The organism is Actinosynnema sp. NPDC049800 (assembly GCF_040656635.1).
Taxonomy (GTDB): Bacteria; Actinomycetota; Actinomycetes; order Mycobacteriales; family Pseudonocardiaceae; genus Actinosynnema.
Map to the genome: position 1 here is coordinate 87,295 of NZ_JBFAMT010000011.1, position 13,812 is coordinate 101,106.

The window sequence follows — 13,812 nt, forward strand, 5'->3', positions numbered from 1 at the left end:
CTGATGACTAGGCACACCCTGAGCGTTCTGGTCGAGGACAAGCCCGGTGTCCTCGCCCGTGTGGCGGGTCTGTTCTCGCGGCGCGGCTTCAACATCGAGTCGCTGGCCGTCGGCCGCACCGAGCACCCGGACATCTCCCGGATGACCATCGTGGTGTCGGTCGAGGAGCTGCCGCTGGAGCAGGTCACCAAGCAGCTCAACAAGCTCATCAACGTCATCAAGATCGTCGAGCTCGAGCCCGCCGCGTCGGTCCAGCGGCAGCTCCTGCTCGTCAAGGTGCGCGCCGACGCGACGGTGCGCAGCCAGGTCCTCGAGACGGTGCAGCTCTTCCGCGCGAAGGTCGTCGACGTCTCCCCGGAGGCGGTCACCGTCGAGGCCACCGGCACGTCTGAGAAGCTCGACGCGCTGCTGCGGATGCTGGAGCCCTACGGGCTCCGCGAGATCGTCCAGTCCGGCATGGTCGCCATCGGCCGTGGCGCCCGCTCCATCACCGCGACCGCGGTGCGCTGATTTTCCAGTTCCGAGGAAGGAAGTACCACCAGTGAGCGTCGAGATCTTCTACGACGACGATGCCGACCTGAGCATCATCCAGGGGCGCAAGGTCGCGGTCATCGGCTACGGCAGCCAGGGTCACGCGCACGCGCTGAGCCTGCGCGACTCGGGCGTCGACGTCCGGATCGGCCTGCCCGAGGGCTCCAAGTCCCGCGCCAAGGCCGAGGAGGAGGGCCTGCCGGTCGGCACGCCCGCCGAGGTCTCCGCCGAGGCCGACCTGATCATGATCCTGGCGCCGGACACCGCGCAGCGGCACATCTACGCCAACGACATCGCGCCGAACCTGAAGGACGGCGACGCGGTCTTCTTCGGCCACGGCTTCAACATCCGCTACGGCCTGATCACCGTGCCGTCCAATGTGGATGTCGCGATGGTCGCGCCGAAGGGCCCCGGCCACCTGGTGCGCCGCCAGTTCGTCGACGGCAAGGGCGTGCCCGCGCTGATCGCGGTCGAGCAGGACGCCTCCGGCACCGCGCAGGCGTTGGCGCTGTCCTACGCCAAGGGCATCGGCGGCACGCGCGCGGGCGTCATCAAGACGACGTTCAAGGAGGAGACCGAGACCGACCTGTTCGGTGAGCAGGCCGTGCTCTGCGGTGGCACGTCCGCGCTGGTGCAGGCCGGTTTCGAGGTGCTGACCGAGGCCGGTTACGCGCCCGAGGTCGCCTACTTCGAGTGCCTGCACGAGCTGAAGCTCATCGTGGACCTCATGTACGAGGGCGGCATCGCCCGCATGCGGTACTCGATCTCCGACACCGCCGAGTTCGGCGACCTCACCCGCGGCCCGCGCGTCATCACGGCGGGGGTCAAGGAGGAGATGCGCAAGATCCTGGGCGAGATCCAGGACGGCACCTTCGCCACCGAGTGGGTGAACGAGGACGACGCCGGCCGCGGCAACTACAAGAAGTTGCAGCAGGAGGGCGAGCAGCACCCGATCGAGGAGGTCGGCAAGAAGCTGCGCGGCCTGATGTCCTGGGTCGACCGCCCCATCACCGAAACGGCGTAAGATCAGCGGTTTTTTCACCCGGGCCCGCGGTTTCGACCGCGGGCCCGGGTATACCTAGGCCCCATGACCGACAGCGCGCCCATCTACGACGACAAGGCCCACGTCCGGGGCAACCTCGACCTCGGCGGAGCCGAGTGGATCCGCAGCGACGAGGGCGCGGAGGACGAGGAGGAGCACGTCGAGATCGCGTTCGTCGAGCACACCGACGGCGTGACCTACACGGCGATGCGCAACTCCGCCCACCCCGACGGCCCGGTCCTGGTGTTCACCCCCGCCGAGTGGGAGGCCTTCATCCTCGGCGTCAAGGACGGCGAGTTCGACGAACCCTGGTGACGCGCCACCCGCGCTCCCAGCCTCCGAACCGCGCGCGTCCCGCGTTCCCGCCGCGCGTGTCGAACGTTCAGGACGGCCGTGCCGAACGTTCGCGTACCCCGAGTCCACCGTTCCCGTCGGCGGCGCGGTCGTGGTGCCCGCCGGTGGACGGGGTGTCGCAGGACACGTCGGTCCCGTGAAGGGCCCGGTGGCCCGCGGGCAAGTAGGGGCATGACGAGGACGACTGCGAGCGCGGCGGGGCCTGGCCCGGGGCCGCCGCTCGACGACGACCCGGACCTGTCGGGGCCGGATCCGGGAGCGGTGTTCGGGCGGCTCTTCGACGACCACGCCGGGTCGCTGCACGCCTACCTGGCCCGTCGGGTCGGGGACCAGACCGCCGACGACCTGGTGTCGGAGACGTTCCTGGTGGCGTTGCAGCAACGGCACACCTACGACCCGGAACGCGCCGGCGTGCGGCCGTGGTTGTACGGGATCGCCAGCAACCTGCTGCGGCGCCACGTGCGGCAGGAGGTCCGGGGCTGGCGCGCCAGGGCCCGGGTGGCGGGGTCGGAACGGGCGCAGGCGGAGTCGCCCGAGGTGCGCACGACCGAGCGGGTCACCGCGCAGCAGCGGATCCGGCGGCTGGCCGGTGCGCTGGCCGCGCTGGAACCGGGGGACCGGGACGTGCTGCTGCTGACGTCATGGGGTCACCTGAGCTCGACCGAGGTGGCCCAGGCCCTGGGCATCCCGGTGGGCACGGTCTACTCGCGCCTGCACCGGGTGCGTCGGTGGCTGCGATCACACGGTTCCGGTGCGACCGGTGGAGCGGAGGACGGCGATGCGTGAAGGGGATCGGGGCGGGGTCCGGCAGGTGTGGACCGAGGACGAGCTCGACCGCGCGCTGACCGGGCTGTACCTGGAGGTCGAGACCGATCAACGGGGTCTGGCCGGGGTGCGTGAGCACGTGGTGGCGGCGGCGGACGGCCAAGCCGGGCCGCGGCCGGGCCAGGTCGAGGCAGGGGAGGGAAGGCGGCGGCCGTTGCGCCGATGGTTGGCCGCGGCGGCCGCGGTCGCGGTGCTCGTGACCGCGGGCGTGCTCGCGCCGACGGTGTTGTTCTCCGACAGCACCGCCACGGCGCAAGCGCGGGAGGCGTTGACCAGCGCCGCCGACCTCGCCGCACGGGCCGAGGACCCGGTGCTGACCGACGGCCGGTACCGCTACGTGGCCACCCACGCCTGGTGGATGAGGACGACGGGCACGGAGGGCGAGAGCTTCTCCTTCCTCAACGAGAACGTCGTCGAGACCTGGATCCCCGCCGACCCGGGCGGGGAGTGGCTGCGGCGACGCGGGGAGACCGGCAACCGCAAGTGGGTCGTGGGCACCGAGGCCGAAGCCCGTGCGGCGGGGGCCGTCATCGAGGAGCTGCCGTGGCCGGAGCAGCGCGCCAAGGGCGGCGTCTTCACCGCGGGGGCCCCCGAGCACGGCAACTGGCAGTTCCCCGAGCCGGAGTTCCTCGCCGGCCTGCCCACCGACCCCGAGCGGCTGTACGAGCGGTTGCGCCAGGACAGCGGGGGCGGGAAGCGGTCGCTGGTCTACGCCGCCGACGCGTTGCGCACCGGTCTGCTGCCCGCCGCGGCCCGCGCGACCCTGCTGCGGGCGTTGACCCACCTGCCCGGACTGGACGTCACGGATGGCGCCGCCGACCTCGACGGCCGCCGGGGCGTGGCGCTGGGCATCTCCGAGGACGGGGAGCGCCAGGAGATCATCATCGACCCCGGCACGGGCGAGGTGATCGGGGAGCGCACGGTGTCCGACTCGATGTTCGCCGGCATCCCGAGGGGCACCGTCACCGGCTACTCCTCCACCACCACGGCGGTGGTCGACGGCATCGGGACCAAGCCGACCCGTTGATCCGGTGGCAGCCCGGTGGTGGGCGCGGACCCGAGCCCACCACCGGGCTGTCGTCGGTCGGTCGACGGCCGGGGCACCGGCGGACTTCGCCGAGGGGCGACCGCCCCGGCACCGGGCCCTCCCCGCGCGACCGGGGCGCTTCGCGGGACGCGCGTACCGTGTTCCAGCAGGTGAAACGGGGCACCCGGGTGTCAACCGCCGGGCGGGTGCTGACTATGCTCGTTAACAACCCGGACACATTGCCGTGGCCGGCCGGCGCGGGTGACGACCTGCTCGACGGCCCCGCGCTCCCCACCCGTTCACACCTCCGGGAGCGACGTCCGTGACCAAGCCCGTTGTCCTCATCGCCGAGAAGCTCGCACCGTCCGTTCTCGACGTCTTCGGTGATGGCATCGAGGTGCGCCACGTCGACGGCACCGACCGTCCCGCGCTGCTCGAAGCCGTCGCCGACGCCGACGCACTCCTGGTCCGCTCCGCCACCAAGGTGAACGCCGAGGTCTTCAAGGCCACCACCAAGCTGAAGGTCGTCGCCCGCGCGGGCGTCGGGCTCGACAACGTCGAGGTGCCCGCCGCCACCGAGCGCGGCGTCATGGTGGTCAACGCGCCCACCTCCAACATCGTCAGCGCCGCCGAGCACGCGGTCGCCCTGCTGCTCGCCACCGCGCGCCAGATCCCGGCCGCGCACGCCACGCTGCAGAACCACGAGTGGAAGCGCAGCAAGTTCAACGGCGTCGAGGTCCAGGGCAAGACCGTCGGCGTGGTGGGGCTGGGCAAGATCGGCCAGCTGTTCGCCGCGCGCATCGCGGCCTTCGGCACCGAGCTCATCGCCTACGACCCGTACGTCAGCGCCGCCCGCGCCGCGCAGCTCGGCATCGAGCTGGTGACGCTGGAGGAGCTGCTGGAGCGCGCCGACTTCATCTCCATCCACCTGCCGAAGACCCCGGAGACCAAGGGCCTGATCGGCGCCGAGCAGCTGGCCAAGGCCAAGCGCGGCGTGATCATCGTCAACGCCGCCCGCGGCGGTCTGGTCGACGAGGAGGCGCTGGCCGAGGCCGTGAAGGAGGGCCAGGTCGGCGGCGCGGGCATCGACGTGTTCTCCACCGAGCCCACCACCGAGAGCCCGCTGTTCGGCCTGCCGAACGTCGTCGTAACGCCGCACCTGGGCGCGTCGACGACGGAGGCGCAGGACCGGGCGGGCACGGACGTGGCCAAGTCGGTGCTGCTCGCGCTGGCCGGCGACTTCGTGCCGGACGCGGTGAACGTGCAGGGCGGCGGCGTGGTCGGCGAGGAGGTCCGCCCGTACCTGCCGCTGGTGCAGAAGCTGGGCACGGTGGTCGCGGCGCTGAGCGCGAAGGCCCCGACGAGCGTCACCGTCGAGGTGCGCGGCGAACTGTCCAACGAGGACGTCGCGGTGCTGCCGCTGGCCGCGCTGCGCGGCGTGTTCTCCAGCGTGGTCGAGGAGCAGGTCACCTTCGTCAACGCGCCCGCGCTGGCCACCTCGCTCGGCGTGAGCGTCGACCTGCTCAAGGAGCCGGAGAGCGCCAACCACCGCAGCCTGGTCACGGTGCGCGCGGTGCAGGCGGACGGCGCGGTCATCACGGTGTCCGGCACGCTCACGGGGCTGGACCAGGTCGAGAAGCTGGTCGGCATCAACGGCCGCGGCTTCGACCTGCGCGCCGAGGGCAACGTGCTGCTGCTGGAGTACCCGGACCGGCCGGGCGTGATGGGCGCGGTCGGCACGCTGCTCGGCGAGGCCGGCGTGAACGTCGAGGCCGCCCAGATCAGCCAGACCAAGGACGGCGCGGACGCGTTCATGCTGCTGCGCGTCGACCGCCCGGTGGACACCGCGGTGCTCGACCCGATCGGCGCGGCCGTCGGCGCGCGCACGGTGCGCTCGGTCAACTTCGAGTGATCGGCTAGTCCCCGAAACGGAGTAACGCCGCCGAGACCTGTCGATGTATATCGTCGCAGGTCTCGGCGGCGTCACAGTTAACCGTTAGTTGTCAAAACTGTGGTTGCCGTCACTCGTATGGGCTAACTGATCAGCTCGATCGAGCGATTAGGTTCCTCGCACGAGGTTGACCCGGTGCCGTAGAGGGCACGGCACCACGCGGGCAGTGCCCCCACTGGAGAAGACGCTGCCTGCCCGGTCGAATCCGACCTCGCTTGGGGCACGTTGTGAGCCGATCTCGCGTTTTCGCCAGATCTGCCGTACCGGTGTTGGCCGCGATGCTCGTCGCCGGGTCCACCGCCGGTACCGCACTGGCCGCGGAAGATCCACTGGCACCGTCCGTCGCGAACGCGCGCGGTCTGGATGCGGGCAAGTTGCAGTTGAAGGTGTCCGACCGGCTGACGGCCGCCAAGGGCAGGGTCACCGCGTTCGTGGAGTTGGAGGCCAAACCGGCCGTCGACGCGTTCGCCGAGCAGACCAGCCAGGGCGCCACGAAGCAGCAGGCCAAGGACGCCGCCAAGGCCACGAAGAACGACACCGGCCGGGTCACCGACGTCGTCGTCGACGCCTTGAAGGGCAAGGACTCCGCCACCAGGGAGCTGTTCCGCACCGCGAACGGCGTGCCCGGTGTGGTCGTGCAGGCCGACGCCGCGAAGGTGCGCGAGCTGGCCCAGCGCGCGGACGTGAAGTCCGTGCGCACCGTGGTGCCGAAGAAGCGCCAGAACTCCAGCGCCGTGCAGCTGACGAACACGCTCAAGGCGTGGCAGGAGTACGGCAAGCTCGGTGACGACACCCGCGTCGGCATCATCGACACGGGCATCGACTACACCCACAGCGACTTCGCGGGCCCCGGCACCATCGAGGCGTTCCAGGCGATCGACGAGACCAAGGTCGACGCCTCGTACTTCCCGACCGCCAAGGTGGTCGGCGGCTACGACTTCGTGGGCAACGCCTACGACGGCGAGAGCGACGACCCGGCGATCAACACCCCGAAGCCGGACCCGAACCCGCTCGACTGCAACGGCCACGGCTCGCACGTCGCCGGCACCGCCGCGGGCTTCGGCGTCAACGCCGACGGCTCCACCTTCAAGGGTGACTACACCAAGCTCACCCCCGAGGCGCTGGACGCGATGCGCATCGGCCCCGGCACCGCGCCGAAGGCCCTGCTGTTCGCGCTGAAGGTGTTCGGCTGCGAGGGTTCGACCAACGTCACCGCGCAGGCCCTGGACTGGGCGCTCGACCCCGACGGCGACGGCGACTTCTCCGACCACCTCGACGTGGTCAACCTGTCGCTCGGCTCGGACTACGGCGCGCCGGACGACCCGGACAGCCTGTTCGTGCGCAAGCTCAACGCCTCCGGCGTGCTGACCGTGTTCTCCGCGGGCAACGGCGGCGACCTGTACGACATCGGCGGCTCGCCGGGCAGCACCCCCGAGGCGCTGACCGTGGCCAGCACCCGTGACGCGTACGTGCTGCGCGACGCGGTCGAGGTCACCGCGCCCGCCGGCTCCGCCGGGTCGAAGCCCGGCCAGTACAGCGTGGCCTACAACTACGAGGGCGCGAACGTCAGCGGCTCCGTCGTGGCGATGAGCGACGCGGCCAACAAGGACGGCTGCCTGCCGTTCTCGGCCGCGGACAAGGCCGCCGTCGCGGGCAAGATGGTGTGGCTCGAGTGGGACGACAACGACGCCACGCGTCGCTGCGGCTCGGTCGGCCGGAGCAACAACGCCACCGCCGCGGGCGCCATCGGCGCGCTGTTCACCTCGAACCTGGAGCACTTCAACGCGGGCATCTCCGGCAACGCGGCGATCCCGGTGTTCCAGCTGACCGGCTCGGCGACCGCGGCGCTGCGCCCGGCGCTGGCCGCGGGCACGCTGGCCGTCCGCCAGTCGGGCGACCTGCGCACCTCGCTGCCCACCTACGACCAGTCCATCAGCGACACCCCGAGCTCGTTCACCTCGCGTGGCGTGCGCGGCCCGGTCGTGAAGCCGGACGTGGCCGCGCCCGGCGACTCCATCGCCTCCGCGCTGGTCGGCTCGGGCAACAAGACGATGGTCAACTCGGGCACGTCGATGGCCGCGCCGCACATCGCCGGCATCGCCGCGCTCGTGCGCCAGGTCCACCCGGACTGGACGACCGAAGAGGTCAAGGCCGCCGTCATGAACACCGCGGGCCACGACGTGAAGGCCGACGGCAAGACCTACGCGCCCAACCGCGTCGGCGCCGGCCGCGTCGACGGCAAGGCCGCGGTCGAGAACCAGGTCCTCGCGTACGTGCAGGACAACCCGGGCTCGGTGTCGGCGTCGTTCGGCACGGTCGAGGTGGCCGCGCCGGTCAGCCTCACCAAGACCATCAAGGTGGTCAACAAGTCCACCAAGTGGGTCGACTACACCGTGGGCTACGAGGCGCTGACCCAGATCCCGGGCGTGCGCTACGAGCTGTCCGCGAACACCGTGCGGCTCAGCCCGCGCGGCATCGCCCGGATCACCGTGACGCTGAAGATCGACGACCCGGCGGCGCTGCGCAAGACCGCGGACCCGACGATCGAGGCGAACCACCTCGACGTGCCGCGCCACTACCTGGCCGACGCGTCGGGCCGGGTCGTGCTCACGCCGAAGTCCGGCTCCGCGGTGTCCCTGCGGGTGCCGGTGTACTCCGCGCCGAAGCCGGTGGCGGACATCGCCGTGGCCAACGGCGTGCGGGTCAACGGCAAGGGCCAGGGCGTGCTGAACCTGACCGGCCGGGGCGTCGACCAGGGCGCCTACCGGTCCCTGGTGAGCGTGCTGGAGCTGCAGGCGTCCTCGCCGCAGCTGCCCGAGTGCCGCCGCAACGTCACCGACAACTGCGTGCTGAACGACACCGCCAAGGGCGGCGACCTGCGGCACGTGGGCGTGGCCTCGACCGCGCCGCTGGCCAAGGCGCAGGGCAGGCCGCAGGACGCGATGCTCGCGTTCGGCCTCTCCACCTGGGGCAACTGGTACAACCTGGGCAGCAACACCATCCCGTTCGTCGACGTCGACACCAACGGTGACGGCACGTTCGACTACGAGGTCTACGCGACCAAGCTGACCGACACCGACCTGCTGGTCGCGGCCACGGTGGACCTGAACACGGGCGCCACGGTCGACCTCCAGGGCGTCAACGGCCAGTTCGGCGACGTCGACACCAACGTGTTCGACACGAACGTGGTGGTCCTGCCCGTGCTGCTGTCGGCGCTGGGCATCGACGCCTCGGCGGACACGTCGCGGATCAGCTACCAGGTCGGCGTGGCCGGGTACTACGTGGCCCCGGGCTCGTCCAACGGCCTGGTCGACGCGATCGCGAGCCCGCTGTCGTTCGACCCGCTCAAGCCGGGCCTGTGGGTGCAGGGCGGTGGCGACCCCGCGCTGTCCTACCTGGCGCGTCCGGCCACCGCGCTGGTGGTCAACCACGACGCCGAGGCCGCGGCGGCCGACGGCGCGGACAGCCTGCTGGTCCTGCACCACCACAACGCCTCGGGTGACAAGGCGGACGTGGTGAAGGTGCGGGCGAGGTCGACGGTCGGCGTGGCCGTCCGCCCAGTGGCCTGATCGTCGTGCACCGCTCTGGCCGGTCGGGGGTTGCCCCGGCCGGCCAGAGCCGTTTAAGCGCATCGGGTGACGCCCGAACGGGTGCACTGGACCGTTCGGGTGTCCCGCAGTCCGGGAGACATGACCACGGAGGGGTGTTCCGAGTGCGGTTTCACGGCCTCGGACCGGTAGCCTTTCGCAATGGAAACTAGTCCCGTGCAATGGGACTGATACCTGGGAGGTGTGTGGATGCGGCTCGCAGTGATCCCAGGAGACGGGATCGGGCCCGAGGTCGTCGCCGAGGCCCTGAAGGTGCTCGGTGAGGTCGTTCCAGCGGCTGAGATCACCCGCTACGACCTCGGCGCGGCGCGCTGGCACGCCACAGGTGAGTTGCTGCCGGAGTCCGTGCTCGGGGAACTCCGCCAGCACGACGCGATCCTGCTCGGCGCCGTGGGCGACCCGTCGGTGCCGAGCGGAATCCTGGAACGCGGCCTGTTGCTGCGGCTCCGGTTCGAGCTCGACCACCACGTGAACCTGCGCCCGGCCCGGCTCTACCCCGGTGTGCGCAGCCCGATCGCCGACCCGCCCGAGATCGACATGGTGGTGGTGCGCGAGGGCACGGAGGGGCTGTACGCCGGCAACGGCGGCCTCCTGCGCAAGGACACGCCGCACGAGATCGCGACCGAGGTGTCGATCAACACGTCGTTCGGCGTGGAGCGGGTGGTGCGCGACGCGTTCGCCCGTGCCGCGAACCGGCCGCGCAAGCACCTCACGCTCGTGCACAAGACCAACGTGCTCACGCACGCCGGGTCGTTGTGGTCGCGCGTGGTGGAGGAGGTGTCGTTGCAGCACCCCGACGTGACGGTGGCCTACCAGCACGTGGACGCGGCGACGATCCACCTGGTCACCGACCCGGGCCGGTACGACGTGATCGTGACGGACAACCTGTTCGGCGACATCCTGACCGACCTGGCGGCGGCCGTGACCGGCGGCATCGGGCTGGCGGCGTCGGGCAACCTCGACGTGACCAGGCGCAACCCGAGCATGTTCGAGCCGGTGCACGGCAGCGCGCCGGACATCGCCGGGCAGGGCATCGCCGACCCGACGGCCGCGGTGCTGTCGGTGGCGCTGATGCTCGACCACCTGGGCGAGTCGGAGGCGGCGCGGCGGATCGAGGCGTCGGTGGCGTTCGACCTGGCCACCCGCGACCACTCGTCGCCGGGCGCGACCTACGCGGTGGGCGACCGCCTGGCCGCCCTGGTCTCCTCGAACGTGAGGACGGCCTAGCCGCGAGCGCACTACGTGATCAGGGCCACCACGGCGACGTCGTGGTGGCCCTGACCGCGTCACGGGCCGTAGGGTCGCCGGAGCCGCCCGTGGGGGAAGTCCGGTCGAATTCCGGCGCTGACCCGCAACGGTAGGCCGGACGTCGTGCTGCACGACGTCCGGCGAGCCCGATCACCCGTGGGCGGTGGGAAGAAGCTCCAACTCCTGCCGTGGTCTGCGGGACGGGTGCGCCGGCCTGCCGCGAGCGGGTGCGGGTGGCCGGTCTGGGCCACCCGTCCGAAAGGCGACCGGTGACCTCCACCAGCAACCGGGGCAACACCGACCACACCCCGCCGCCGACACCGCCCACCCCGCCGGCACCGGGCACCGCGCCGACCCGCCGCCGCCCACCGACGACGAGCACCCCGTCGGCGCCGCGTCGGCCGCCCACCGGGGGCCTGTGCCTGGTCCTCGCCGCCGTCCTCGCCGCCTCGGTCGTCGCCGGCGTCGCGCTCGGACCGGTGAGCATCCCGTTCGGCGACGTCCTGCGCTTCCTCGCCGCCGCGCTCACCGGCGGCACGATCGACGCCGCCGAAGCGGGCCCCTACCGGATCGTCTGGGACATCCGCCTGCCCCGCGTCCTGCTCGCCGCCGTCGTCGGCGCGGGCCTGTCCGTGGTCGGCGTCGCCATCCAGGCCATGGTCCGCAACGCCCTGGCCGACCCGTACGTGCTGGGCATCTCCTCCGGCGCGAGCGTCGGCGCCACCGCCGTCGTGACCACGGGCCTGTTCGCCTCGCTCGGCATCTACGCCCTGTCCACGGCCGCGTTCCTCGCCGCGCTCGCCGCGATGGCCCTGGTCTACGTGGTCGCCGGCCGCGACCTCGCCCCGCTGCGCCTGGTCCTCACCGGCACCGCCCTGGCCTACGGCTTCTCCGCCGTCGCCATGCTGCTGGTCTTCCAGTCGCCACGCGGCGAGGCCGCGCGCGCCGCGATGTTCTGGCTGCTGGGCAGCCTCGGCGGCGTCACGTGGGGTTCGCTGCCCGTCGCCGCGGCGGTCGTGCTGGCCGGCGTCGCCTACCTCCGGACCCGCGCCAAGCACCTCAACGCCCTCTCCATGGGCGACGAGACCGCCACCACCCTCGGCATCGACGTCTCCCGCACCCGCAAGGCGCTGTTCGGCGTCACGGCCGCCATGACCGGCGTGCTGGTCGCGGTCAGCGGCGCGGTCGGGTTCGTCGGCCTCATGCTGCCGCACCTGGTCCGCCTCACGGTCGGCGCGGACCACCGCAAGGTGCTCGCCGTCGCACCGCTCGCGGGCGCGTGCTTCCTGATCTGGGTGGACGTCGCCGCACGCCTGCTCGCCGCGCCCGAGGAGCTGCCGCTGGGCGTCATCACGGCCGCGCTGGGCGTGCCGTGCTTCATCCTGCTGATGCGCCGCCGCGGCTACGTGTTCGGCGGCCGCTGATGGACGTCCGGCTCGAAGACCTCACCGTCACCGACATCCTGCACGGCGTCGACCTGCACGCCCCGGAGCACGAGGTGCACGGCATCGTCGGACCCAACGGCAGCGGCAAGTCCACCGCGCTGCGCTGCGTGTACCGGGCGCTCGCGCCGTCCGGGGGAGTGGTCCGCCTCGGCGGCCGGGACGTCGCCGCGATGAAGGTCCGCGACACCGCCGAGCACCTCGCCGCGCTCACCCAGGACAGCCACGTCGAGTTCGACTTCACCGTCACCGAGGTCGTCGCGATGGGACGCCTCCCGCACCGCGGCACGCCCGAGCACGACGACGAAGTGGTGGCCGGAGCACTGTCCCGCGTGGACGCCTCGCACCTCGCCCACCGGGGCTTCCTCAGCCTGTCCGGCGGCGAGCGCCAGCGCGTCCTCATCGCACGCGCCCTCGCCCAGCAGCCGAAGGTGCTGGTCCTGGACGAGCCCACCAACCACCTCGACATCAGCCACCAGCTCGCCGTCCTGTCGCTGGTCCGGAGCCTGCACGTGACCGTCCTCGCGGTCCTGCACGACCTCAACCTCGCCGCCGCCTACTGCGACCGCCTGCACGTGCTCGACCACGGCCGCGTGGTGCGCAGCGGCACACCGGACGAAGTGCTCACCCCCGAGGTGCTGCGCGAGGTCTTCGACGTCCGGGCGCACGTCGTCCGCCACCCCACCAGCGGCGCGCCCCAACTGCTGTTCGAACACTAGGGAGCCCACCGAAGTGAAGAAGCTCGTCGCCCTCGCCCTCCTCCTCACGACGGGCTGCGGCGCGCAGATCGCGCCCACCGCCGCCACCGACAGGGTCACCGTCACCAACTGCGGCCAGGAGGTCTCGTACGCGAAACCGTCCCGTGTGGTCACCAACGACACCGGCATCGCCGAGCTCATGTTCGCGCTCGGCCTCGGCGACCGGATGGCCGGTTACGTGATCGGCGGCGGCCAGGCGCGCGACGTCGCCTCCTCACCGTGGAAGGCGGACTTCGACCGCGTGCCCAACCTCGGCGAGCAGATCACCAAGGAACTCGTCCAGGGCGCCAAGGCGGACTTCGTGTTCGCGGGCTGGAACTACGGCTTCTCCGAGGCGACCGGCTTCACCCCGGACGCCCTAGCCGACCTCGGCATCGCCACCTACCAGCTCACCGAGGCGTGCCGCAACGGCGTCGGCAAGCAGCGCGGCATCATGCCGCCGCTGGACGCCCTCTACACCGACCTGCGCAACCTGGGCCGCGTGTTCGGCGTGGAGCGGAAGGCCGAGGACCTGATCGCGGGCTACCGCGAGCAGGTGCGGGACGCCGAGCAGCTGGTCGGGCAGCACCGGCCGAAGGTCTTCCTCTACGACAGCGGCCTCGACCAGCCGTTCACCTCCGGCCGCAACGCCGCGCCGCACGACATCATCGGCAAGGCCGGCGGCGACAACGTCTTCGGCGACCTCGACGACAGCTGGACCACGGTCGGCTGGGAGGCCGTCGTCGACCGCGCGCCGGACGTCGTGCTGATCAACGACTACGCCGACGGCGAGGCGACGACACCGGACGAGAAGCGGGCGTTCCTGGAGTCCTACCCGCCGCTCGCCGACGTGCCCGCCATCAAGGCGAAGCGGTTCTTCGTGCTGCCGTACGCGGCCCTGGTGGAAAGCCCGCGCAACCCGGCCGCCATCGCCGCGTTCGCGAGGTTCCTGGCCGATAGCTACCACCCATAGTGTGGGACAACCCGTCCGTGGCTTGGTATCCGCGGACGGGTTGTGGCACCATCGGCCCGTGGCTCTCCACACCG

11 protein-coding genes are annotated in these 13,812 nt (G+C 71.7%); all 11 read left to right on the forward strand.

What is annotated here, in order from left to right; all coding sequences use genetic code 11:
• Positions 1–3 precede the first annotated feature (3 nt).
• The 11 genes from ilvN to AB0I91_RS16000 all read left to right on the forward strand — a co-directional run bounded on the left by ilvN (position 4) and on the right by AB0I91_RS16000 (position 13,738).
• Positions 4–510, forward strand: coding sequence for an acetolactate synthase small subunit (gene ilvN, locus AB0I91_RS15950; RefSeq protein WP_077009444.1), 507 nt, complete (start codon positions 4–6; stop codon positions 508–510).
• A 31-nt stretch (positions 511–541) separates the two neighbouring features.
• A complete protein-coding gene (ilvC, locus tag AB0I91_RS15955; RefSeq protein WP_498774814.1) occupies positions 542–1,555 on the forward strand; it encodes a ketol-acid reductoisomerase in 1,014 nt (337 codons plus the stop codon).
• A 63-nt stretch (positions 1,556–1,618) separates the two neighbouring features.
• Positions 1,619–1,888 carry a DUF397 domain-containing protein gene (locus tag AB0I91_RS15960; protein ID WP_396541985.1) on the forward strand — a complete coding sequence of 90 codons (270 nt, stop codon included), beginning with the start codon at positions 1,619–1,621 and terminating at the stop codon, positions 1,886–1,888.
• 210 nt (positions 1,889–2,098) lie between these two features.
• Positions 2,099–2,713, forward strand: coding sequence for an RNA polymerase sigma factor (locus AB0I91_RS15965; RefSeq protein WP_498774811.1), 615 nt, complete (start codon positions 2,099–2,101; stop codon positions 2,711–2,713).
• Positions 2,706–3,779, forward strand: a complete 1,074-nt coding sequence (locus AB0I91_RS15970; RefSeq protein WP_499606994.1) for a CU044_5270 family protein — start codon at positions 2,706–2,708, stop codon at positions 3,777–3,779. The genes AB0I91_RS15965 and AB0I91_RS15970 overlap by 8 nt, the downstream gene beginning before the upstream one ends.
• Before the next feature lie 322 nt (positions 3,780–4,101).
• Entirely contained in the window at positions 4,102–5,691 is a 1,590-nt protein-coding gene (gene serA / locus AB0I91_RS15975) for a phosphoglycerate dehydrogenase (protein ID WP_498774807.1), read from the forward strand.
• Between the two features lie 317 nt (positions 5,692–6,008).
• Complete coding sequence (locus AB0I91_RS15980) at positions 6,009–9,299, forward strand: S8 family peptidase (protein WP_499637370.1); 3,291 nt, start codon at positions 6,009–6,011, stop codon at positions 9,297–9,299.
• A 228-nt stretch (positions 9,300–9,527) separates the two neighbouring features.
• Entirely contained in the window at positions 9,528–10,565 is a 1,038-nt protein-coding gene (locus AB0I91_RS15985) for a 3-isopropylmalate dehydrogenase (RefSeq protein ID WP_073891631.1), read from the forward strand.
• 437 nt (positions 10,566–11,002) lie between these two features.
• Positions 11,003–12,010, forward strand: a complete 1,008-nt coding sequence (locus AB0I91_RS15990; RefSeq protein ID WP_498775209.1) for a FecCD family ABC transporter permease — start codon at positions 11,003–11,005, stop codon at positions 12,008–12,010.
• Positions 12,010–12,747: a heme ABC transporter ATP-binding protein gene (locus AB0I91_RS15995; protein ID WP_498774805.1), complete on the forward strand. Its 738-nt coding sequence runs from the start codon at positions 12,010–12,012 to the stop codon at positions 12,745–12,747. The genes AB0I91_RS15990 and AB0I91_RS15995 overlap by 1 nt, the downstream gene beginning before the upstream one ends.
• Positions 12,748–12,760: 13 nt before the next feature.
• On the forward strand, positions 12,761–13,738 hold the full coding sequence (locus tag AB0I91_RS16000) for an ABC transporter substrate-binding protein (protein WP_498774803.1): 978 nt from the start codon (positions 12,761–12,763) through the stop codon (positions 13,736–13,738).
• Positions 13,739–13,812: the final 74 nt, after the last annotated feature.